A 21,554-nucleotide genomic window follows, 5' to 3' on the forward strand; every position below is an offset into this window, starting at 1 on the left:
TATGGCAAAGGCGTGGGTGCAGGCGGGGCGCTGGGCGCGGCGGGCGGTGATCGGGGTCGCTTTGACGACCACCGTGGCCGCCGCCGGCTATGCCGGCTGGCGCGAGATGGAAACGTCGCGGCTCCAGGCGCGGCTGCTGTCCGGCGTCGCCCAGTCGATGACCGTGTCCTTGCGCGAAGGCCCCAACCCGGCGGCGCGCTATCCCGCCCATGGCCCCTATAACGAGCGCCTCGGCTACACCGCCCTGCCCGGCTATCTGGAGACGCTGACCCGCGATCTCTACGCCGTCGAACAGCAGGCGGTTCTGTCGCCGGCGCTCGACCGCTTCATGGCCGGCGGCGGCTTTCCGATTTATCACGAGAAGACGCAGGCCGGCCTGACCCTGCTCGACCGCAACGGCGTGCCGATGTACGCCGCGCGCTTCCCCGAACGCGTGTTCGAGGGCTTCGGGGACGTGCCGCCCCTGGTCGCCGACACCCTGCTGTTCATCGAGAACCGCGAACTGCTGAACGAGGACGAGCCGCGCCGCAACCCGGCGGTGGAGTGGGACCGTTTCGGCGCCGCGGTGGCGATGCTGCCGCTGCAGATGGTGCGGCCGGGCCAGCGTTCCCCCGGCGGCTCGACTCTCGCCACCCAGATCGAGAAGTACCGCCATTCGCCGGACGGCCAGACCACCGGCAGCGTGGAGAAGCTGCGCCAGATGGTGTCGGCCAGCGTCCGCGCCTATCGCAACGGCGAGGACACCACCGAGGCGCGCCGCCATGTGCTGGTCGATTACCTGAACTCCACGCCGCTGACCGCGCGGCAGGGCTTCGGCGAGGTGAACGGGCTGGGCGACGGGCTGTGGGCCTGGTTCGGCACCGACCTGTCCATCGCCAAGCGCGTGCTGACCGAACCGGCTGCGGAGCCGCGCGCCCTGCGGCTGAAGGCGCTGGCCTACAAGCAGGTGCTGGCGCTGCTGCTGGCCCAGCGGCGGCCCTCTTACTACCTGATCCAGGACCGCGCGGCGCTCGACCGGCTGGCCGACGCCCATCTGCGGGCGCTGGCCCAGGCTGGCGTGATCGACCCGGCGCTGCGCGACGCCGCCCTCGCCATCCCGCTGGTCTTCCGCGAGGAGGCGCCGATGCCGGCCGCCACCTCCTTCATCGAACAGAAGGCGACCAACGCCGTCCGCGCCCGGCTACTCGGCATGCTGGGGGTGCCCAGCCTCTACCAGCTCGACCGGCTCGACCTCACCGCGCAATCGACCCTGGATGCGGAAACCCAGGCCCGGGTGGTGGAGGTGCTGGGCAAGCTGAACGATCCCGATTACGCCCGCACGCTGGGGCTGACCGGCGAACGGCTGCTCGACGCCCGCAACAACGACCTGTCCAAGCTGGTCTATTCGATCACCCTCTACGAACGCGGCCCCGAGGCCAACTATCTGCGCGTCCAGGCCGACAACCTCGACCAGCCGCTGGACATCAACGAGGGCGCCAAGCTGGACCTGGGATCCACCGCCAAGCTGCGCACGCTGGTCACCTATCTGCAGATCGTGGCGGAGCTGCACAGCCGCTACGCTCATTTGCCGAAGGATTTCCTCGCCGACGTCCAGGACGAGGCGTCGGACAACCTGACGCGCTGGGCCGCCTCCTGGCTGGCGACCGCACCCGACCGCCGCCTGCCGGCCATGCTGGATGCGGCGATGGAGCGGCGCTATTCCGCCAGCCCGGGCGAGGTGTTCTTCACCGGCGGCGGCCAGCACAGCTTCGTGAATTTCAACAAGGACGACAACGGCCGCATCCTGACCATACAGGAAGCGTTGCGGAGCAGCGTCAACCTGCCCTTCATCCGGCTGATGCGCGACATCGTCCAGTTCTACATGGACGAAGGGGCCGACGACGGCGCCGAGATCCTGCGCACGCCCGACCACCCCGCCCGTCAGGCCTATCTGGCCCGCTTCGCCGACCGCGAGGGGTCGGACTTCCTCAACCGCTTCTACAACGACTACCGCAGGCGCACGCCCGACGACGCGCTGGCCCGGCTGGCGTCCCGGTCCCGGCCGGTGCCCTACCGGCTGGCGGTGGTCTTCCGCACCGTTCGGCCCAAGGCCGGGCTGGCCGAGTTCTCCGCCTTCCTGCGCGGCCGGCTGCCGGACAAGGCGCTGTCCGACGGCGAGCTGTCGGCGCTCTACGCCAAATACGGGCCGGACCGCTTCCCGCTGAACGACCTGGGCTATCTCGCCCGCGTCCATCCGCTGGAGCTGTGGCTGGTCGCCCATCTCCAGAACAATCCGAACGCCACGCGGGCCGAGATCCTGACCGCCAGCGCCGACCAGCGGCAGGAAAGCTACCGCTGGCTGTTCAAGAAGGGCATGGCCGCCCAGAACACCCGCATCCGCATCGGGCTGGAGGAGGAGGCGTTCAAGCGCATCACCGCCCAGTGGCGCAGCGTCGGCTATCCCTTCGACACGCTGGTGCCGTCGCTGGCGACCTCCATCGGCAGCTCGGCCGACCGCCCGGCGGCGCTGGCGGAGCTGATGGGCCTGATCCTGAACGACGGGGTGCGCCAGCCGACGGTGCGCATCCGCTCGCTGCATTTCGCCGCCGGCACGCCTTACGAGACGAAGCTGGGGCTGGGTCCGCTGAAGGGCGAGCGCGTGCTGCATCCGGAGGTCTGCGCCACCCTGCGCCGCGCGCTGATGGACGTGGCACAGAACGGCACCGCCAAGCGGGTCTGGGGCTCCTTCAAGGATCCGTCGGGTGCCGCGATCCCCATGGGCGGCAAGACCGGCACCGGCGACCACCGGCTGGAGCGCTGGGGTCCGGGCGGCGTTCTGCTGGAATCGAAGGCGGTCGCCCGCACCGCCACCTTCGTCTTCTACATCGGCGACCGCTTCTTCGGCACCATGACCGCCTTCGTCCAGGGGCCGGAGGCCGACGACTACCGCTTCACCAGCGCCCTGCCCGCCCAGCTGCTGAAGAGCCTCGCCCCGGCGCTGCAGCCGCTGGTCGACCAGAACGCCACCCGCACCGCCGACACGCGGCCGGCCCCGGCCGGGCTGTAAGAGCCGCGACGGAGCGCGACAACCGCCCTCCCCTCCTGTTGAGGCTGTCGACACAGCGTAAGCCGGAGGGGAGAAGGATGCGGGATCTGCAGGGCGCCGCCGTCGTGGTGGCCGGAGCATCGAGCGGGATCGGTCGGGCCACCGCGCTGGCCTTCGCGCGCGAGGGCGCCCGGCTGGCGCTGGCCGCCCGCCGGGAGGAGCTGCTGGAGGAGGTGGCGGAGGAGTGCCGCGGCCTGGGTGCCAGCGCCGTCGCCGTCCCCACCGACGTGACCGATGCCGACGCGGTGAAGCGCCTCGCCGAGCGCACGGTGGAGGAGTTCGGCTCCATCGACATCTGGATTGCCAATGCCGGCGTCGGCGCGGTCGGCCGTTTCGAGGACACCCCGGTCGAGGCGCATCGCCGGGTGATCGAGACCAACCTGCTGGGACCGCTCCACGGCGCCCATGCCGTGCTGCCCCTGTTCCGCCGCCAGGGCCACGGCACCTTCATCGCCACCGTGTCGGTCGGCGCCTTCGCCCCGGCGCCCTATGCCGCCGCCTATGCCGCCAGCAAGTACGGCTTGGACGGGCTGCTGGAAAGCCTGCGGGCGGAGCTGGTCGACAGCCCCGGCCTGCATGTCTGCGGCGTCTATCCCGCCTTCACCGACACGCCCGGCATGATGCACGGGGCCAACTACACCGGGCACGAGCTGTCGCCGGAAGGGCCGATCTACGACGATCCCGAAGACGTGGCGGCGACGATGGTGGCAGTCGCCCGCCGGCCGCGCGCCAAGGCGATGGTCGGGGCGCTGACTCCGCTGGCCCGGCTCGGCCATGCCTTGGCGCCGCGTCTGGTGGAGGCGGTGGCCGGCTATGGCGCCCACCGCCATTTCGAACGCCAGCCCCCGGCACCGCACAGCGACGGCAACCTGTTCCAGCCGGTCGAGCGGGGCCGCGACGTCACCGGCGGCTTCTACACCCCGCCGCCCGCCTGGGTCTCGCCGGTGCTGATGGCCGGTGCCGCGGTCGCCGCCTTTGCCGCCTACCGCAGCTTGCGGCGGCACTGACCGCTCTTGCAGCTTCCGCTCGCACCGATAGGGATCATCCGTAACCTTAAATTTCACCGCGCCGGAAGCTGCATTCCGCTACACTCGACTCGCTAAAGATCCTGCCTGATCTCGATCGGCGGCGGACGGTGAACGACCGCGAATTGATCCCAGAGCGGCGCTGGAGAACGACTGCCCCCGCCACCCTTCGGAACCGCCACAACACCGAAGCCCCGGGAAGGGCACGGGGGGAGGATACGCCATGGCTGCGACCACGCCTGTCATCGACCTCGAGCTTGCCAGTTCCAACGCAGAGGGTATGGGGGGCAACTCCAACTCCTCCGCCCCGGTGATCTCCGCCGATGGGACCAAGGTGGTTTTCCAAAGCGCCGCCGACGATCTGGTCCCCGGCGACACCAACGGCGAGTACGACCTCTTCCTGAAGGATCTGACGACCGGCGCCATCGCGATGGTCAACCAGACTGCCGATGGCACGATTGCAAACGGATTCTTCTCCAATTTCCAGCTGTCGGCCGATGGACGGACGGTGGCCTTCGCCAGCGATTCGGACTCGCTCGTTCCCGGCGACACCAACGGCACCTTCGACGTGTTCGTGAAGGATATGGTCACCGGGCAGGTGACGCTGGTCAGCCAATCGGCCAGCGGCATTCCCGCCAACGGCCGCAGCACAGCGCCTGCCCTTTCCGCCGAAGGACGCATCGTCGCCTTTGAAAGTTCGGCAAGCGACCTCGTGCCCGGCGACGGCAACGGCCTGCCCGACATCTTCGTGAAGGATCTGGCCACGGGGGCCGTCACCCTAGCGAGCCTGACCGCAGGCGGCGCCCAGACCGACGGCATGAGCGTCTCTCCGCTGCTGTCGGCCGACGGGACGAAGCTGGTCTTCACCAGCGCCGCCACCAACCTCGTGCCCGGCGACGCGAATGGGGAGATGGATACCTTTTTCAAGGATCTGGCCACGGGGCAGATCACGCTGGTCAGCCAGGCGGCCGACGGGACCCAACCGAACCGGCTTTCCGGCGGCACCTCCCTTTCGGCCGACGGAACCAGGGTGGTGTTCGCCACCGCCGCCGACAATCTGGTGCCGAACGAACCCAACGATACCGACGATGTGTTCGTGAAGGATCTGACGACCGGCTCCCTGACCCTGGTCAGCCAGACGGCCGGGGGCGTGCAATCCAACGGCTGGTCGGGCGACGCGCGCATCTCCGGCGACGGAACGAAGGTGGTGTTCGTCAGCAATGCCACCAACCTCGTGCCCAACGACAGCAACGGTCTGACCGACGTGTTCATGAAGGACCTGACCACCGGTGAGATCGCGCTGGTCAGCCTGTCGCCGGATGGCCGGACCGGCAGCGGGGCGAATTGGGGCGATGCGGCGACGGTTTCCTTCGACGGCAGCCGCGTCGCCTTCAGCAGCGCCGCCCCCGACCTGTCGCCGGACGACGCCAACGGCCCCCTCCTCGACGTCTTCGTCGCCACGCTGGGGGCCGAGCCCGAGCCCGGCCGGAAGATCCGGGGCACGCGGCGGGCCGACACCCTGACCGGCGGCGGCGGCGACGACACGCTGTGCGGCTGGTCGGGGAACGACCTGCTTGCCGGCGGGGCGGGCGACGACCTGCTCATCGGCGGCCGGGGAAAGGACACGCTGACCGGCGGCGAGGGCGCCGACCTGTTCGTGACCGGCCGGGGCGGCGGCCGCGATCTGGTCACCGACTTCGATTTCGCCGAGGGCGACCGCATCGGCCTTGCCGGCGGTCCCCATTGGCGGGTCCGCACCAACGGATCGGGCGACGCGGTGGTCGATGTCAGGGGCTCCGGCAGCCTGACGCTGGCCGGCATCGCACCGGACGACGTCACCCCCGCATGGTTCATTGCGGTGTGACCGCAGGCTTCGCCGCCCCCTTTTTCCCGCAATGCTTAAGCCGCCAAGCCGTCCATGATAGGATGGACGGGCCAAGGGCCGGTCCGTCATGGCCATCGGGCGGCACCGGCGAAGTGAACACTGAACAGCGGCGTGGAATCTGTTTCATGCCGTTCCAAACGTTCCATCCGCCGCCGGTGGGCGTGAATTTCCGCCACGCCCCTTGACGCGCCGGCCCGATTGCCGTAAGCACGCCGCGCACGCGTCGGCACCCCTGGAGGCCGGCGCCCTTTTCGTTTTGGAGCATCGTCATGACCAAGATCATTCCGCTCGGCGCTGAGACGCGCGAACGGGCCGGCAAGGGGACCGCCCGCCAGACCCGCCGTGACGGCCGCATTCCGGCCGTCATCTACGGTGGCAAGCAGGCTCCCCTGACCATTTCGCTCGAGAAGTTCGAGTTCACCCGCGTCCTGCATCAGCCGGGCTTCTTCACGCACCTGTTCGACGTCACCGTCGACGGCACCGCCCATCGCGTCCTGCCGCGCGACGTGCAGTTCCACCCGGTGACCGACATCCCGCTGCATGTCGACTTCCTGCGCGTTTCGGCCGACACCCGCACCAACGTGCAGGTTCCGGTCGAGTTCGTCGACCAGGACAAGTCGGCCGGCCTGAAGCGCGGCGGTGTGCTGAACATCGTCCGTCACGAGCTGGAGCTGAGCTGCCCGGCCGACAACATCCCCGAGCACATCACCATCTCGTGCGAGGGCTTCGACGTCGGCGACTCGATCCACATCTCCTCGGTCAAGCTGCCGGAGGGTGTGACCTCGACGATCACCGACCGCGATTTCACCATCGCGACCATCGTTGCTCCGTCGGGCCTGAAGTCGGAAGAGGGCGCCTCCTAAACGGAGCGTTCATCCGCCAGGGATGGTTACAGTGGGGGCTTCGGCCCCCCGCTTCGTTTGTGGAGAGTGCTTTCCAAAGGGTGAGGGACATGCTGCTTCTGGTCGGACTGGGCAACCCCGGCAACGAGTATGCCCGCAACCGCCACAACATCGGTTTCATGGCGGTGGAGACCATCGCCCAGCGCCACCGCTTCACGCCCTGGAAGAAGCGTTTCCAGGGCCAGACCGCCGAGGGTACCGTCGCCGGCGACAAGGTGCTGGCTCTGGAGCCCGCCACCTTCATGAACCTGTCCGGCCAGTCCGTGGTGGCGGCCCTGCAGTTCTACAAGCTGAAGCCCGAGAACGTCGTCGTCATCCATGACGAGCTGGACCTGCCCCCCGGCAAGATCCGGGTGAAGAAGGGCGGCGGCCATGGCGGGCACAACGGCCTGCGCTCCATCGACGCGCATATCGGCAAGGAATACTGGCGCATCCGCCTGGGCATCGGCCACCCCGGCAACAAGGATCTGGTCAGCGGCTATGTCCTGCACGACTTCGCCAAGGCCGACCAGGGCTGGATCGACCCGCTGCTCGACGCCGTCTCCGACAACCTTCCCCTGATGGTGGAAGGCCAGCCGGAGCTGTTCATGAACAAGGTGACGGTGGCGACGCAGGCGCGATAAGCCGCGGCCTGCCCGCCCCTTCCCCCACTTCGCGTTTGCGCTTTGGTCCCCATCGTAGGATAAAGCGCGTCAATTCCAGCATTTCCGACGGCGAGCACCCACCCATGGGCTTCAATTGCGGCATCGTCGGCCTGCCGAACGTCGGCAAGTCGACCCTGTTCAACGCGCTGACCGCCACCCAGGCGGCCGAGGCGGCGAATTTCCCCTTCTGCACCAAGGAGCCGAACGTCGGCCGCGTCGGCGTGCCCGACCCGCGGCTGGAGAAGCTGGCGGAGATCGCCAAGTCGCAGAAGATCATCCCGACCCAGCTGGAGTTCGTGGACATCGCCGGCCTGATCCGCGGCGCGTCGAAGGGTGAAGGGCTGGGCAACCAGTTCCTCGCCAACATCCGCGAGGTCGACGCCATCGTCCATGTGCTGCGCTGCTTCGAGGACGACGACATCACCCATGTCGAGGGCAATGTCGATCCGCTGCGCGACGCCGAGGTGGTCGAGACCGAGCTGATGCTCGCCGACATGGAAAGCCTGGAACGCCAGCTCACCAGCCTGCAGAAGAAGGCCAAGGGCGGCGACAAGGACAGCAAGATCAAGGCCGACCTGATGGAGCGCGCCCTCAAGGTGCTCCAGGACGGCAAGCCGGCCCGCGTGGTCGAGGTGTCGGACGAGGAGTGGCCGGTGTTCAAGCAGTTCATGCTGCTGACCGCCAAGCCGGTTCTCTATGTCTGCAACGTCGAAGAGGCGTCGGCCGCCACCGGCAACAGCTTCTCCGCCCGCGTCGCCGAGAAGGCCAAGGCCGAGAATGCCGAGGTCGTCGTCATCTCCGCCGCCATCGAGTCCGAGGTCGCCCAGCTCTCCGATCCGGCCGAGAAGGCCGAGTTCCTGGAATCGATGGGGCTGGAGGAAACCGGCCTGAACAAGCTGATCCGCGCCGGCTTCAAGCTGCTCGACCTGATCACCTTCTTCACCGTCGGCCCGAAGGAGGCGCGCGCCTGGACCGTGCGCCGCAACGCCAAGGCCCCGGAGGCCGCCGGCGTCATCCACACCGACTTCGAACGCGGCTTCATCCGCGCCGAGACCATCGACTTCACCAGCTACACCACGCTGGGCGGCGAGCAGGGGGCGAAGGACGCCGGCAAGATGCGCCAGGAAGGCAAGGAATACGTCGTCCAGGACGGCGACATCTTCCACTTCCGCTTCAACGTCTGATCGGACCAGGGTCTGGGGGGCCTCAACCGCCCCCCACTCCACCTCCGCTGTCACCCAACTGTCATATTGTCGTAACATTCCGCACTCCCCACCCTTAAGCCAGGGGTGAGGCCAGACCGTACCCCCGATCCGACAGAGGGGGTGCGATGCAGGCGACGCGGGTGCTGCTGGAACTGGCCGGGAATGTCGTGCTGCTCCTGTGGGGGCTGCACATGGTGCAGAGCGGGCTGACCCGCGCGCTGGGCGGCGACCTGCGCCGCATCCTGGGGGCCGGGCTGCGCAACCGCTGGACCGCCTTCCTGTCCGGCATGGGCATCACCATGCTGCTGCAGAGCAGCACCGCCACCGGCCTGATGGCGACCGGCTTCACCGCCAGCGGGCTGGTGTCGCTGATGCCGGCGCTGGCGGTGATGCTGGGGGCCAATGTCGGCTCCACCCTGATCGTCCAGGTCCTTGCCTTCGACGTCGCCCATGTGGCGCCGGTGCTGCTGCTGGGCGGCTTCCTCGCCTTCCGCCGCGGCGGGCGGACGCGCAGCCGCGACCTGGGCCGGGTCGCCATCGGGCTGGGGCTGATGCTGCTGTCCCTGCACCTGCTGCTGGCGACCATCGCCCCGGCGGAGAATGCGCCGATGCTGCGGCGGATGCTGGGCATGCTGACCGCCGATCCGGTGGTGGCGGTTCTGCTGGCCGCCATCCTGTCCTGGGCCGCCCATTCCAGCGTCGCCGCGATCCTGCTGATCGCCTCGCTGGCCGGCGGCGGGGTGATCGGGCCGGAGGCCGCCATCGCCATGGTGGCCGGCGCCAATCTGGGCAGCGCGATCAACCCGATCATCGAGGGGCCGGGCGGTGACGGCCACAACCCGGCGGCCCGGCGGCTGCCGGTGGGCAATCTGGTCAACCGCGTCGTCGGATGCCTGATCGTCGTGCCGCTGCTGGAGCCGATCACCGCCGGGCTGCAGACCGTGTCGCCGGACGCGACGCGGCTGGCCGCCAACTTCCACCTCGCCTTCAATCTGGCGATGGCCGCTCTGTTCATCGGCCCGCTGCCCTGGTTCGCGCAGGCGCTGACCCGGCTGTTCCCGGAGCGGGTGGCGGTCGCCGACCCGGCGATGCCGCTTTATCTCGACCGCAGCGCGCTGCGCGTCCCCCACCTCGCCATCGCCAACGCTTCGCGCGAGGCGCTGCGCATGGCCGACACGGTGGACAGCATGCTGCGCGGCGCGCTGGACGTGATCCAGAGCGACGACCGCAAGCGGGTGCAGGAGATCCGCCGGATGGACAATGTCCTCGACCGGCTGCATGACGCGATCAAACGCTATCTCACCCAGATCAACGTGGAGGATCTGGACGAGCGCGACGCCCGCCGGGTGTCCGACGTGCTGACCTTCACCATCAACCTCGAACATGTCGGCGACATCGTCGACCGCAACCTGATGGAGGCGGCATCGAAGAAGATCCGGCGCAAGCTGCGCTTCTCCACCGAAGGAGCGGCGGAGATCGCCGGCATGCTGGAGCGGTTGAGCGAGACCCAGCGGCTGGCCGCCGCCGTCTTCGTGTCCGGCGACATCCGGTCCGCCCGCGCGCTGATGCGCGAGAAGGAGGTGATCCGCGACCTGGAGACCAGTGCCACCGATGCCCATTTCGCCCGCCTGCGCGCCGGCCGCACCGAGAGCGTCGAGACCAGCGCCCTCCACCTGGACATCCTGCGCGACCTGCGCCGCATCAACGCCCATCTGGTCGCCGCGGCCTACCCGGTGCTCGATCAATCGGGGGAGTTGCTGCCCAGCCGGCTCAAGCATGGGGCAACCCACGGGTGAGTCGTGTACTTAAAGAAAGGAGTGCGGCGAGGCCCGCGCTTCGCCCTTTTCTTGTCACCAGCCCAGCAACGTTAACTCTTTCGTAACCATATAAAATTCGTCAAGCTCTTTCGCGACATGGTTAACAAACCGTTGCTGTGGTTGTTATGCCAGGGAGAGCCGGGCAGCGGCCGGCGATGGTTGGCGGAATGGAGCGGACGGTGGCGAACACGCGCGCGACGTCGAACGGGCCCGACACACCGGGGACATCCGACGCCGGATTCGTCGAGCGGGTCCGCGACGCCATCGACCGGCAGGAGCTGTCGCTGGTCTTCCAGCCGCAGGCCGACGTCTTCACCAACCGCCTGACCGGGTTCGAGGCGCTGTCGCGCTGGCGCCTGTCCGACGGCACCATGCTGCCCCCCGACGTCTTCGTGCCGATGGCCGAACAGGGGGAGGCGATCCACCTTCTGGGCGAATGGACCCTGCGTGCCGCCTGCACGGCTGCCGCCGGCTGGCTGCGCGCCGGCATCGTCGACGTACCGGTGTCGGTGAACCTGTCGGCCCGTCAGCTCGATGACCCCGGTCTGGTGCTGAAGGTGCTGGGGATTCTGGCCGAAACCGGCCTGCCCGCCGCCAACCTGAAGCTGGAGCTGACCGAGACCGCGATGTTCAGCCATACTGCCGACGCGCGGGAAGCCTTGCTGCAGCTGCGCGGCGCCGGGATCCGGATGGTGCTGGACGATTTCGGCACCGGCTGGTCGTCGCTCGCCACCCTGCGCCGGGTGCCGGTCGAGGCATTGAAGATCGACAAGCAGTTCGTCCAGGCGATGGTGGAGGACCGCGACGCCGCCGCCATCGTCCAGGCGGTGGTGGCCCTCGCCCATGCCCTCGACCTCGGCGTGGTGGCGGAGGGGGTGGAGACGGCGGAGCAGCGCCTGTATCTCCAGGCCTACCGCTGCGACACGCTGCAGGGCTACTGGCTGTCGCGCCCGCTGACCGCCGATGGCGTGGCGGCATTCCTGTCCGAGCGCAACGTCGTCGTCGGCCTCAAGCCGTCCGGGCCTTCCGCTGTTCCGCCGACATCAGGATGACCCGCCGGGTCTCGTCCCACTCCGTCAACGCTCCTGCCTCGTCGGCGGTGGCCCAGCAGGCTTCCAGCGCATCGTCGGCGCAGAGCGGATCGCCCTCTGCGCTGTCCGCCGCCACCTCCACCAGCGTGTAGTGGTAGTGGACGCGTCCTTCGGCATCGGGGGTGATGGCGTCCACCACCGTGACAATGCCGGTCGGCACCACCTCCAGCCCGGTTTCCTCCCGCACCTCGCGGATCGCCGTTTCGAAGACAGTCTCGCCCACCGACTGCGCCCCGCCCGGCAGGCTCCACTGCCCCAGCCGCGGCGCCTTGCCCCGCCGGATCAGCAGGACCCGGTCCCCGCGCCAGACGACGACCCCCACCCCCACCCAGGGACGGTCGGGATATTCGCGGCTGGAGCGGTCGGGCTGGGTGGTGGACATGCGCGGCTCCCTATCGATGGCTTGACCCGACGTTAGCGCGATCCGACACTGGTACACCAGACGCGAAGACGCATCTCCGCGTCCCACCGGCTCCCCAACAGTCCCCATGGCCACCCCATGAAGCTCAACGAAATCCGCACCTTCATCGCCGTGGCCGATGCGCAGTCGGTGCAGGAGGCCGGCAACCGGCTGGGGCTGACCCAGTCGGCCGTGTCCCGGCTGATCCAGCGGCTGGAGGCGGAGCTGGGCGTCATCCTGTTCGACCGGCAGACCAAGCCGCTGGCGCTGACCCGCGACGGCGAACTGGCGCTGGCCCATGCGCGGCGCATCCTGGCGGCGGCCTGCGACTTCGCCGACGCCTTCGCCGGATCCGCCGAACCGCGCGGGCTGCTGCGGCTCGGTGTGGCGCATGTGCTGACCGCGCTTGCCGCCGGGCGGCCGCTGGACGATCTGCGCGCCGGCTTTCCGGGGCTGACGCTGCGGCTGCATTCGGACTGGAGCAACCCGTTGATCGAACAGGTCCGCGCCGGAACGCTCGACGGCGGGCTGATCCTGTTGTGTGAGGAGCAGGCGCCGCCCGACGATCTGCCGGCCCGACGGATCGGAACCCAGGCGGTCAGCATCGTCGCCTCCCCCGACAGTTCGGTCGGCACCGATCTGGCATCGATGAACGAGCGCGGCTGGGTGTTGCAGCCCAACGGCTGCCGGTACCGCGAGGCGCTTCATCAGGCGCTGGCGCCGCTGGGGCTGCAGCCGAACGTGACGGTGGAGGCCTACGACCAGAGCCTGCTGGTGTCTTTGGTGGCGCGCGGCGTCGGCTTCGGGCTGGCGCCGATGGGGCTGATCGCGCCGATCGCCGGGTTCGCCATGGTCCGGCCAGTCGATCTGCCCAATTTTCGGATGTCGGTCACCATCTGGCTGATCCAGTCGCGAGCGACCGGACGCATCGCCCCGGTGTTCGACCGGCTGGAAGAGGCACTTCGGGGCGAGCTGCCCGCCGCTCAGCCGGTGAAGCAAGCGATGGAACGGGTCGCATTCCTGCATTCCGCTGCGGAATGACCCGGTTACCGATTATGAATTTGCCGAACTGTTGATGCCCGGCCTATCGTCGGTGGCAGCATAACGCCACAACGCGCCGCTCCACGGCGTGCAACTCGACGGCGCGCAGTTCCGAACCACCGGCGCGCGGCGCCAGCCCCTTCCGGGAGGATGCCTTGACCACCGCCACCCCCACACCGGCGCCCTCCTGGAGGACGCCAGCACTCGTCGTCGTCTGCGGCTGCCTGATCTCGATGCTGGCCTTCGGACCGCGGTCCAGCATGGGCCTGTTCATCGGCCCACTTTCGGAAACCCGCGGCTGGGGCCGCGACGTCTTCGCGCTGGCGATGGCGATCCAGAACATCCTGTGGGGGGCCGGCGGCCCCTTCGCCGGGGCGCTGACCGACCGCTACGGCCCCGCCCCGGTTCTGGCCGGCGGCGGCCTGCTCTATGCCGCCGGGCTGGCGCTGATGCCCTATGCGACGACCAGCGTCGAGCTGTACCTGACGGCCGGCGTGCTGATCGGGCTGGGGCTGTCGGGCGCCTCCTTCGGCATCATCATCGCCGGCTTCACCCGGCTGCTGCCGCCGGAGCAGCGCAGCTGGTCGGTCGGCATCGCCACCGCCGCCGGATCGATGGGCCAGTTCCTGTTCGCGCCGATGGGTCAGGCCTTCATCGCCGGCTTCGGCTGGCAGACCGCCCTGCTCCTGCTTGCGGCCTCGATGATCGCGGTGCCGCTGCTGGCCGGCGTCTTCCCCGGACCGAAGGGCATATCGGCGAGCGGCACCCCGGCGGTGACCGGCGCCAACATCGGCTACATCGCCGCGGTGCGGCAGGCCTTCCAGCACCGCAGCTATGTGCTGCTGGTCGCCGGCTTCTTCGTCTGCGGCTTCCAGCTGGCCTTCATCACCACCCATCTGCCGCCCTACCTGACCGAGGCCGGCATTAGCGCGTCGCTCGCCGCCTGGGCGCTGGCGCTGATCGGCCTGTTCAACGTCATCGGCTCCTACGCCTCGGGTGTGCTGGCAGGTAAGGTCAGCAAGCGCTACCTGCTGTGCGCCAACTATTTCTCGCGCGGCATCGCCACGGCGATCTTCATCCTGCTGCCGATCTCGTCGGTGACGGTGATCGTCTACGCCGCGGTGATGGGGCTGCTGTGGCTGTCCACCGTGCCGCCGACCTCCGGCCTCGTCGCATTGATGTTCGGCACCCGCTACATGGGCACGCTCTACGGCTTCGCCTTCTTCAGCCATCAGGTCGGCGGCTTCCTGGGCGTCTGGCTGGGCGGCGTTCTGTATGAGCGCACGGGCTCCTACGACGTGGTCTGGTGGCTGGGCGTGGCGCTGGCCATGTTCGCGACCATCGTCCACTGGCCGATCGCCGAAAAGCCCGCCCCGTCGCTGGCGGCGGCCGAGGCGAAGGCGTAAGGTGAGCGTCATGAGCGACAACCCCGCCCCCTCCCCTTCCGGACTGCCCATCGGCCACGGCCTCGCCGCGGCGCTGTTCGGCGGCGTCCTGCTGGTGTGGGCCGGGCTGATGGGGCTGTCGCTGCAGCGCGCCGCCTTGCCCGATGCGACCGACGGCATGATGCTGGCGGTCTTCTCCCCCGGCACCAGCGACGCGGAAGCCCTGGCGGCGATGGTGCGGGCGGGGGTGAGCCGGTGCGCTCCACCTGGCTCGGATCGCCTGGGTCGCCCGCGGGACGGAACCCGGATTCGTCGGCCGGCTGAAGGCGGAGGGCGCGATTGCCGCCTTCGGCGAGCTTCCGGTCGGCCCGACCCTGGGCGGCTGCACGGCCACCCCGGTCGACGCCGCCAAGATCGCCTCGACCCGCCTGCAATAGGCGTGTCTTTCCGCCCTGTGGAGCAGCTTGGGCCTCACCAACGGTGGACGCGCGTCCCTTGCGGTGTCATAGTGCGGCCCGCATTCGACCAGCCCCGTGTCCGCGGGGCCAGACTCCGGAATTCGTGAGCGACGATGAGCGAGCCGATCTCCCTGTTCACCAAACTGGCGAACATCCACATCCGTTACGTCACGTGGCGTCGGGGCGCCAAGGTCGGCAGCGACCGCTTCGGCAATGTCTATTACCGCAGCAAGGACACCAAGGCCGGCACGCGCGAGCGCCGCTGGGTCCTGTATGCCGGGGAGCCGGACGCGTCCAAGATCCCGCCGGAATGGCATGCCTGGCTGCACCACACCACGAAGGAGCCGCTGCCCGAAGGGTCGAGCGCGTTCCACAAGCCGTGGCAGAAGGAGCATCTGCCCAACATGTCGGGCTCGGTGCAGGCCTATCGTCCGCCCGGCCATGCGCTGGCCGGCGGCAAGCGCGTGCCGGCCACCGGCGACTACGAGCCCTGGACGCCGAGCTGATCCCTGCCAAGGACTGACCCTCACGTCAGAGCGGAAAGCCCGGCCCCTTTCGGGCCGGGTTTCGTTTCTGGAACTCGCAGCAGGATAGCTCTATGCGCCGGAATGTGATCGAAACCGTGCTGGGCGGCGTCGTGCTCGCCGTGGCCGCCGTGTTCCTTGCCTTCGCCTACAAAAGCGCCGATCTGCGCAAGGTGCAGGGCTATGACATCACCGCCAACTTCACCAGCATCACCGGCCTGCAGGGCGGCGCCGACGTCCGCATCAGCGGCGTGAAGGTCGGCACGGTCACCGGGCTGTCCCTCGACCCCACCAGCTATCAGGCGGTGGTCCACCTGTCGGTCGACAATTCGGTGAAGCTGCCGAAGGACACCGCGGCGGTCATCGCGTCGGAAAGCCTGCTGGGCGGCAAGTTCCTGTCGCTGGAACCGGGCGGCGATCCCGACACGATCAAGCCGAACGGCAAGATCGAGTTCACGCAGAGCACGCCGGGCCTGGAACAGCTGCTGGGTCAGGTCATCTTCTCGCTGCAGAGCATGAGCAAGCCGGGCGACCAAGCCAGCGGCCAGTCCTCCCAGGCGCCGGCACAGGCCCCGGCCCAGCCGCCGAAGCTCTGATACCAGGCTACGATACGAAGCAGGGCCGTGGCCGGAACCAGTGGCCACGCTCAAGCGTTCCTCCCCGTATCCGGACGGCCCCGACCCCAGAGGCGGCGCCGCCGGATCACGAAGCAGGAGGAAGTGCGATGCGTCTCTCCCACTTGGCCGTGTTTGGCCTGGCCCTGGCGACCGCCGCCTGCGGCGCCAACATGGAAGAGAAGTCGGCCAGCGGCGGACTTGGCGGTGCCGCCGCGGGCGCCGTGGTCGGCGGCCCGGTGGGTGCGGTCGTCGGCGCCGCGGCCGGTGCAGGGGCCGGGGCGGCGACCCAGAAGATCGAAGACCGCAACGAGCCGCAGACCGGCACCGGCTCCACCTACAGCGCCCCGGCGTCGCGCAGCAGCGTCACGCGCTGAGCCATCCGGCGCCGAACCATCCCACACGGACAACCCATCCCGGCGTCCCCGCCACTGGACGCTGCCCCCGCTTCCGGGCTAGAAGGCGGAGCGCCCCCCGGCCGACCCCACGCCGACAGGCAGGTCTGGCCGCAAGAGCGCCGTCCGCAATAACGGAAGCGATCCGACGTGACGCGACTCTTAAGCTTTATCCGTCCGGCCGCCCGGCTGATGGGTGCCGCGGCGGTGCTGGCCCCGCTGGCCGTCCAGGCCGCCCCGGTCCCGAACCAGATGATCGAACGGCCGGCGGCAAAGCTGCAATGGCTGGACAAGGTCACCGCCCGCACCTCCACCTTCACCATGAAGGTGGGGGAGACCAAGGCGATGAGCAGCCTGCGCATCACCCTGCGTGCCTGCCGCGAGAACCCGCCGATCGAAACGCCGGAATCCGCCGCCTTCCTGGAGGTGACGGAGATCAAGCCCGGCGAGCAGGCGGAGCAGGTCTTCAGCGGCTGGATGTTCGCCTCCAGCCCCGCCCTGTCGGCGATGGAGAACCCGATCTACGACGTGTGGGTTCTGAGCTGCGAGGAGTGAGGTGTGTGGGGAAGGGTCGGGCTTATTGCCCCCTCCCCATCCCTCCCCCGCTTTGCGGTGGAGGGGGTAGGAACTTTGCGAGAGTGTGACGCTGTCACCGTGCGGCGGCAGTTCCCTCTCCCTCGAAGAGGGGGAGGGTTAGGGAGGGGGCATCCGCCACGGAACCTCCCCTTTACTCCGCCACCGCCGCGATGGGATTGCCCAGCGCCTTGTCCAGATAATCGTCGACCTGCGTCGCCAGATCGTCGGTGCGGTTGACGAAGAAGTGACTGGCGCCGGGGACGACGCGGTGGTCGATGCGGATGTCCTTCTGGTGCGACAGCTTGGTCACCAGCTTGGTCACCGCGGCCTGGGGCACGACTTCGTCCTTGTCGCCATGGATGATCAGGCCGGAGGACGGGCACGGCGCCAGGAAGGAGAAGTCGAACAGGTTGGCCGGCGGCGAGACCGAGACGAAGCCGTCGATCTCCGGACGGCGCATCAGCAGCTGCATGCCGATCCAGGCGCCGAACGACACGCCACCGATCCAGCAGACCGGCGCGTTGGGATTGTAGGTCTGCAGCCAATCGAGCGCCGCCGCGGCGTCGGCCAGTTCCCCCTCCCCCTTGTCGTAGGTGCCCTGGCTGCGCCCGACACCGCGGAAATTGAAGCGGAGCGCCGAATAGCCGCGCTTGGTGAAGGACTGGAACAGGGTGAAGACCACCTTGTTGTTCATCGTCCCATTGTGCTGCGGGTGCGGGTGCAACAGCAGCGCGACCGGGGCGTTCGGCTGCTTGCCGTGGGTGTAACGGCCTTCCAGGCGACCGGCGGGACCGTTGAAGAGCACTTCAGGCATGGGAACGACGTTCCTGACGCGGACAAAGGGTTATTGGGACCGCCACGGCGACGAACCGGAGATGATCCGGCCTGCCGCCCCGACGCACGGGTCCATATGGGAGCCCGTCACGGATTTTCCCGCATTGGAGTGGGGTTTTTCGCACACAATTCTTGACCGTTTTGCTTGGTCATCATATATGCGTCGTAACGTCCTCCGGGGCAACCCGCCTGACCCGCCCGATCGGCCCAGCGCTGGCGGGACCGGCCGTTAGACCGGGTCCATGCCGGCCGGATCCGCAAGGTTCCGGACCGGAAGGTCCTGAACCGCAAGGGTCCGACAGGCCGAAGCCGGGCGCGGGCGGCCGATGAGAGCGGCGGACTATACCACGGCGGGTGATGGCGTGTTCAAGCATCTTCGCGAAGAGATCGACGGGATCATGGCGCGCGACCCGGCGGCGCGGTCCCGGCTGGAGGTGGCGCTCTGCTACCCTGGATTTCATGCGATCGTGCTCCACCGCATCGCCCGGCGTGCCCGCGACGCCGGCTGGCACCTGACCGCTCGCCTCGTCTCGCAGATCGCCCGCTCGCTGACGGGCATCGAAATCCATCCCGGGGCCACCATCGGCCGCCGCTTCTTCATCGACCACGGCATGGGCGTCGTGATCGGCGAGACGGCGGAGATCGGCGACGACGTCATGCTCTATCATGGGGTGACGCTGGGCGGCACCTCGCTCAATCCCGGCAAGCGCCATCCGACGCTGGGCGACGGCGCGATCGTCGGCGCCGGCGCCAAGATCCTGGGCGCCATCACCGTCGGGCGCGGCGCGCGCATCGGCGCCAACGCCGTCGTGGTGGCCGACGTTCCGGCCGAGACCGCGGTCGTCGGCATCCCGGCCAAGCCCGTCGCCCCGCGCGACCAGGCGGAAACGCGCAAGTTCATGCCCTACGGCACCCCCTGCGGCGAGATCCCCGACCTGGTGGCCCGCGCGCTGTCCGGTCTGCTCGATCAGGTGACGGCGCTGCAGGCCCGTGTCGGCGAGCTGGAGGCGGCCAACCCGCCCCCGTCCGCCCCCGCCCTTCCCCGTTCAACACCCACACCGCTGGAAGCGGTGGCGTCCCATGCTGTCGGGATGCAAGAAGCCCAAGGAGAACCGCGATGAGACTCAGCACCAAGGGACGCTATGCCGTGATGGCGATGGTCGATCTGGCCGCCACCAGCCAGGGCAGCCCGGTCGCGCTGGCGGACATCGCGGAACGGCAGGAAATCTCGCTCTCCTATCTGGAACAGCTGTTCGCCAAGCTGCGCAAGGGCGGGCTGGTGAAGAGCGTGCGCGGCCCCGGCGGCGGCTATCTGCTCGCCCATCCGGCCGACGCCACCCGGGTGTCCGACATCATCCTCGCGGTGGACGAGCCGATCCGCACCACCCGCTGCGCCAATGGCACGCCGCAGGGCTGCCGAACCAACCGATCGCGCTGCCTGACCCACGATTTGTGGGAAGAGCTGGGCAACCAGATCCATATGTATCTCAGCTCGGTCACCGTGGCCGACGTGGTGGAGCGGCGGATCATCGGCACCAGCGGCCTGAACCTGCTGCGCCCGGCACCGGCCGCCGACAGCACCGCGGTCGCCGCGGCCGAGTGAAGACGACCCTTTCCGGACGCGAGCACGCCTGAAAAGTGACAACCCCGCCCGTCACCCCGTTCCGGCGGACCGGAGTCTATCTCGACCACAACGCCACCGCCCCGCTGAAGCCGGAGGTGAAGGCGGCGATGGGTCAGGCGATGGATCTGGTCGGCAACCCGTCCTCGGTCCACGCCTTCGGCCGCAGCGCCCGGCGCGCGGTGGAGGAGGCACGTGCCGCCGTGGCCGCGCTCGCCGGGGTCAAGCCGGCCCAGGTGCTGTTCACCGGCAGCGGGACGGAGGCCAACAACTTCGCCCTGCGCGGCTTCGCCGGCCGCCGGCTGCTGACCTCCGCCATCGAGCATGAGTCGGTGCTGGCCGCCCGGCCCGAGGCGGAGCGCTTCGGCGTCACCCGCGACGGCGTCGCCGACCTGGAGGATCTGGAACGCCGGCTGGCCGGCGGGACCGGACCGGCGCTGGTCTCGCTGATGCTGGTCAACAACGAGACCGGGGTGATCCAGCCGGTTGCCGATGCCGCCCGGATCGCCCATGCCCATGGCGCGCTGGTCCATTGCGACGCCGTCCAGGCGGCGGGACGGCTGCCGCTGTCGCTGTCCGGTCTCGGCGTGGACCTGATGACGCTGTCAGCCCACAAGCTGGGTGGCCCGACCGGCGTCGGCGCCCTGATCCTGGCCGAAGGGCTGGAGCCCGACGCGCTGATCCGCGGCGGCGGACAGGAGCGGCGCAAGCGGGCCGGCACCGAAAACCTGCTGGGCATCGTCGGCTTCGGCGCCGCGTCGCGGCTGGCGTTGGACGGGCTGGCGGAGGCCGCCGACCTCGCGGCCCTGCGCGACCGGCTGGAGCGCGAGGCGCTGACCGCCATGCCGCGCGCCCGCGTGATGGGCGCCGGCGCGGCGCGGGTCGCCAACACCAGCTGCCTGATGCTGCCCGGCCTGCCCGGCGAGACCCAGGTGATGACGCTCGACCTCGCCGGGGTGGCGGTCAGCGCCGGTTCGGCCTGCTCCAGCGGCAAGGTCAAGCCGTCCCATGTGCTGGCGGCGATGGGCGAGGACGACCGCGCCGCCGCCAGCGCCATCCGCGTCAGCCTGGGCTGGACCAGCGATGACGAGGCGGTCGACCGGTTCCTGACGGCCTGGACCGCGATGGCGCGGCGAAACGCTCCCGCGGATGGCTGAAGACACCGAACCGCCGGCATGGCTGCGCGACCATCTGTCTCCCGTCCGGAAAGCCTGCATTCGCGCATTGCGCCGGATGCGGCTTCTGGGTATGACCCCGCGCAAGGCCCCTTTGGTGTCGGACCGGATGGCGGTGGTGGCATGATGTCGGGTAAACCATCCTATCGGCCGATCCCATCGGCGTTTTGACGGACTGCGCGCATGACCCGTTCCAAATCCGGCCCGCCCGGCAACAACAGCGGCGGTATTTCCGGCGCCATCGCCGGCGATCTGGAGCCCTGCGGCACCTGCGGCCGCTCGGTGGCGCCGCGCGCCCTGTTCTGCCATGCCTGCGGTGCGGCGCAGCCGCCGCGGCCGCTCGACCCCTTCACCCGGCTGGGGCTGGAACGGCGCTTCGACATCGACCTGGAACAGCTGTCGAAGCAGCATGCCGGCTTCACCCGCGCCATGGACCCCGAACGCTTCGCCGCCCGCGGCCCGCGCCAGCAGGCCAACGCCAAGGCCCAGGTCGATGCCCTGCGCGAGGCTTACGAGGTGCTGCGCGATCCCATCCGCCGCGCCCATGCGCTGCTGTCGCTGCTGGGCGGCACGCCGGCCGCCGGCGATGAGGCCGGAAATGGAGACGAGGAGATCGCAGACATCGCCGCCCGGCTGGCCCGCGCCGACGACGCGCTGGAGCTGGACCGCATCGGCCTGGACCTCGGCCAACGGATCGAGGCCTGCATCAAGTATCTCGCCCCCGCCTTCCGCAAGGCGCAGACGGCGTCGGCCCCGGACAGCCCGCCGGCCACCGACGGCGCCGCCCGCATCCTGGCCCGGCTGGAACGGCTGGAGGCGCTGGCCGCCGACGTCCGCGACCGCCGCGCCGCCCGGACGCCGCCGCGTCCCTGACCCG

20 protein-coding genes are annotated in these 21,554 nt (G+C 69.3%); 18 read left to right on the forward strand and 2 right to left on the reverse strand.

The genetic code is table 11. The annotated features are described in order from the left end of the window. Position 1 precedes the first annotated feature (1 nt). The 8 genes from AB8P05_RS04960 (at position 2) to AB8P05_RS04995 (ending at position 11,615) form a co-directional block, all read left to right on the forward strand. Positions 2-3,046 (forward strand): transglycosylase domain-containing protein, encoded by a 3,045-nt coding sequence (locus AB8P05_RS04960; RefSeq protein ID WP_472759038.1) that lies wholly within the window; start codon positions 2-4, stop codon positions 3,044-3,046. 77 nt (positions 3,047-3,123) lie between these two features. Next, a complete protein-coding gene (locus AB8P05_RS04965; RefSeq protein WP_472759039.1) occupies positions 3,124-4,092 on the forward strand; it encodes an SDR family oxidoreductase in 969 nt (322 codons plus the stop codon). Positions 4,093-4,333: 241 nt separating this feature from the next. Further along, a complete protein-coding gene (locus AB8P05_RS04970) occupies positions 4,334-5,974 on the forward strand; it encodes a TolB family protein (protein WP_472759040.1) in 1,641 nt (546 codons plus the stop codon). Positions 5,975-6,264: 290 nt separating this feature from the next. After that, positions 6,265-6,858 (forward strand): 50S ribosomal protein L25/general stress protein Ctc, encoded by a 594-nt coding sequence (locus AB8P05_RS04975; protein ID WP_472759041.1) that lies wholly within the window; start codon positions 6,265-6,267, stop codon positions 6,856-6,858. Positions 6,859-6,947: 89 nt separating this feature from the next. Further along, positions 6,948-7,520, forward strand: a complete 573-nt coding sequence (gene pth / locus AB8P05_RS04980) for an aminoacyl-tRNA hydrolase (protein WP_310112770.1) — start codon at positions 6,948-6,950, stop codon at positions 7,518-7,520. 104 nt (positions 7,521-7,624) lie between these two features. Next, positions 7,625-8,725: a redox-regulated ATPase YchF gene (gene ychF, locus AB8P05_RS04985; protein WP_455172165.1), complete on the forward strand. Its 1,101-nt coding sequence runs from the start codon at positions 7,625-7,627 to the stop codon at positions 8,723-8,725. 146 nt (positions 8,726-8,871) lie between these two features. After that, on the forward strand, positions 8,872-10,542 hold the full coding sequence (locus tag AB8P05_RS04990) for a Na/Pi cotransporter family protein (RefSeq protein ID WP_472759042.1): 1,671 nt from the start codon (positions 8,872-8,874) through the stop codon (positions 10,540-10,542). A 200-nt stretch (positions 10,543-10,742) separates the two neighbouring features. Beyond that, positions 10,743-11,615 carry an EAL domain-containing protein gene (locus AB8P05_RS04995; protein WP_455172167.1) on the forward strand — a complete coding sequence of 291 codons (873 nt, stop codon included), beginning with the start codon at positions 10,743-10,745 and terminating at the stop codon, positions 11,613-11,615. Here AB8P05_RS04995 and AB8P05_RS05000 read toward each other — a convergent pair. Further along, positions 11,572-12,036, reverse strand: a complete 465-nt coding sequence (locus tag AB8P05_RS05000; protein ID WP_472759043.1) for an NUDIX hydrolase — start codon at positions 12,034-12,036, stop codon at positions 11,572-11,574. The two genes, AB8P05_RS04995 and AB8P05_RS05000, sit on opposite strands and share 44 nt — an antisense overlap. A gap of 117 nt (positions 12,037-12,153) precedes the next feature. Between AB8P05_RS05000 and AB8P05_RS05005 the strand changes: the two genes are divergently transcribed. The 6 genes from AB8P05_RS05005 (at position 12,154) to AB8P05_RS05030 (ending at position 17,026) form a co-directional block, all read left to right on the forward strand. After that, positions 12,154-13,095 carry a LysR family transcriptional regulator gene (locus AB8P05_RS05005; RefSeq protein WP_472759044.1) on the forward strand — a complete coding sequence of 314 codons (942 nt, stop codon included), beginning with the start codon at positions 12,154-12,156 and terminating at the stop codon, positions 13,093-13,095. 155 nt (positions 13,096-13,250) lie between these two features. After that, complete coding sequence (locus AB8P05_RS05010; protein WP_472759045.1) at positions 13,251-14,501, forward strand: MFS transporter; 1,251 nt, start codon at positions 13,251-13,253, stop codon at positions 14,499-14,501. A 550-nt stretch (positions 14,502-15,051) separates the two neighbouring features. Then, complete coding sequence (locus AB8P05_RS05015; protein ID WP_455172174.1) at positions 15,052-15,444, forward strand: NADH:ubiquinone oxidoreductase subunit NDUFA12; 393 nt, start codon at positions 15,052-15,054, stop codon at positions 15,442-15,444. A gap of 92 nt (positions 15,445-15,536) precedes the next feature. Further along, positions 15,537-16,058 (forward strand): outer membrane lipid asymmetry maintenance protein MlaD, encoded by a 522-nt coding sequence (gene mlaD, locus AB8P05_RS05020; RefSeq protein ID WP_452002719.1) that lies wholly within the window; start codon positions 15,537-15,539, stop codon positions 16,056-16,058. A 128-nt stretch (positions 16,059-16,186) separates the two neighbouring features. Then, positions 16,187-16,453: a hypothetical protein gene (locus AB8P05_RS05025; RefSeq protein WP_472759046.1), complete on the forward strand. Its 267-nt coding sequence runs from the start codon at positions 16,187-16,189 to the stop codon at positions 16,451-16,453. 168 nt (positions 16,454-16,621) lie between these two features. Further along, positions 16,622-17,026 carry a DUF2155 domain-containing protein gene (locus tag AB8P05_RS05030; protein WP_472759047.1) on the forward strand — a complete coding sequence of 135 codons (405 nt, stop codon included), beginning with the start codon at positions 16,622-16,624 and terminating at the stop codon, positions 17,024-17,026. A 172-nt stretch (positions 17,027-17,198) separates the two neighbouring features. Here the strand turns inward: AB8P05_RS05030 and AB8P05_RS05035 are convergent, their stop codons facing one another. Further along, positions 17,199-17,861, reverse strand: coding sequence for an alpha/beta hydrolase (locus AB8P05_RS05035; protein WP_149222034.1), 663 nt, complete (start codon positions 17,859-17,861; stop codon positions 17,199-17,201). A gap of 346 nt (positions 17,862-18,207) precedes the next feature. Here AB8P05_RS05035 and epsC point away from each other — a divergent pair, with 346 nt between their 5' ends. The 4 genes from epsC (at position 18,208) to AB8P05_RS05055 (ending at position 21,550) form a co-directional block, all read left to right on the forward strand. Then, positions 18,208-19,002, forward strand: a complete 795-nt coding sequence (epsC, locus tag AB8P05_RS05040; protein WP_472759048.1) for a serine O-acetyltransferase EpsC — start codon at positions 18,208-18,210, stop codon at positions 19,000-19,002. Continuing rightward, on the forward strand, positions 18,999-19,484 hold the full coding sequence (locus tag AB8P05_RS05045) for an Rrf2 family transcriptional regulator (RefSeq protein WP_085089868.1): 486 nt from the start codon (positions 18,999-19,001) through the stop codon (positions 19,482-19,484). Before epsC ends, AB8P05_RS05045 begins: the two co-directional genes overlap by 4 nt. A 35-nt stretch (positions 19,485-19,519) precedes the next feature. After that, the gene (locus AB8P05_RS05050) at positions 19,520-20,659 is read left to right on the forward strand and encodes a cysteine desulfurase family protein (protein ID WP_472759049.1); all 1,140 of its coding nucleotides are present in this window, start codon (positions 19,520-19,522) and stop codon (positions 20,657-20,659) included. Positions 20,660-20,860: 201 nt separating this feature from the next. Continuing rightward, positions 20,861-21,550 carry a molecular chaperone DnaJ gene (locus AB8P05_RS05055; RefSeq protein WP_472759050.1) on the forward strand — a complete coding sequence of 230 codons (690 nt, stop codon included), beginning with the start codon at positions 20,861-20,863 and terminating at the stop codon, positions 21,548-21,550. Positions 21,551-21,554 lie beyond the last annotated feature (4 nt).

Source organism: Azospirillum sp. VT-I1 (assembly GCF_055698305.1).

Bases quoted from the DNA above. Each gene is read 5' to 3' on its own strand.
- AB8P05_RS04960 (WP_472759038.1), top strand. From the start codon at position 2: ATGGCAAAGGCGTGGGTGCAGGCGGGGCGCTGGGCGCGGCGGGCGGTG.
- AB8P05_RS04965 (WP_472759039.1), top strand. From the start codon at position 3,124: ATGCGGGATCTGCAGGGCGCCGCCGTCGTGGTGGCCGGAGCATCGAGC.
- AB8P05_RS04970 (WP_472759040.1), top strand. From the start codon at position 4,334: ATGGCTGCGACCACGCCTGTCATCGACCTCGAGCTTGCCAGTTCCAAC.
- AB8P05_RS04975 (WP_472759041.1), top strand. From the start codon at position 6,265: ATGACCAAGATCATTCCGCTCGGCGCTGAGACGCGCGAACGGGCCGGC.
- pth (WP_310112770.1), top strand. From the start codon at position 6,948: ATGCTGCTTCTGGTCGGACTGGGCAACCCCGGCAACGAGTATGCCCGC.
- ychF (WP_455172165.1), top strand. From the start codon at position 7,625: ATGGGCTTCAATTGCGGCATCGTCGGCCTGCCGAACGTCGGCAAGTCG.
- AB8P05_RS04990 (WP_472759042.1), top strand. From the start codon at position 8,872: ATGCAGGCGACGCGGGTGCTGCTGGAACTGGCCGGGAATGTCGTGCTG.
- AB8P05_RS05000 (WP_472759043.1), bottom strand. From the start codon at position 12,036: ATGTCCACCACCCAGCCCGACCGCTCCAGCCGCGAATATCCCGACCGT.
- AB8P05_RS05005 (WP_472759044.1), top strand. From the start codon at position 12,154: ATGAAGCTCAACGAAATCCGCACCTTCATCGCCGTGGCCGATGCGCAG.
- AB8P05_RS05015 (WP_455172174.1), top strand. From the start codon at position 15,052: ATGAGCGAGCCGATCTCCCTGTTCACCAAACTGGCGAACATCCACATC.
- mlaD (WP_452002719.1), top strand. From the start codon at position 15,537: ATGCGCCGGAATGTGATCGAAACCGTGCTGGGCGGCGTCGTGCTCGCC.
- AB8P05_RS05025 (WP_472759046.1), top strand. From the start codon at position 16,187: ATGCGTCTCTCCCACTTGGCCGTGTTTGGCCTGGCCCTGGCGACCGCC.
- AB8P05_RS05035 (WP_149222034.1), bottom strand. From the start codon at position 17,861: ATGCCTGAAGTGCTCTTCAACGGTCCCGCCGGTCGCCTGGAAGGCCGT.
- epsC (WP_472759048.1), top strand. From the start codon at position 18,208: ATGAGAGCGGCGGACTATACCACGGCGGGTGATGGCGTGTTCAAGCAT.
- AB8P05_RS05045 (WP_085089868.1), top strand. From the start codon at position 18,999: ATGAGACTCAGCACCAAGGGACGCTATGCCGTGATGGCGATGGTCGAT.
- AB8P05_RS05055 (WP_472759050.1), top strand. From the start codon at position 20,861: ATGACCCGTTCCAAATCCGGCCCGCCCGGCAACAACAGCGGCGGTATT.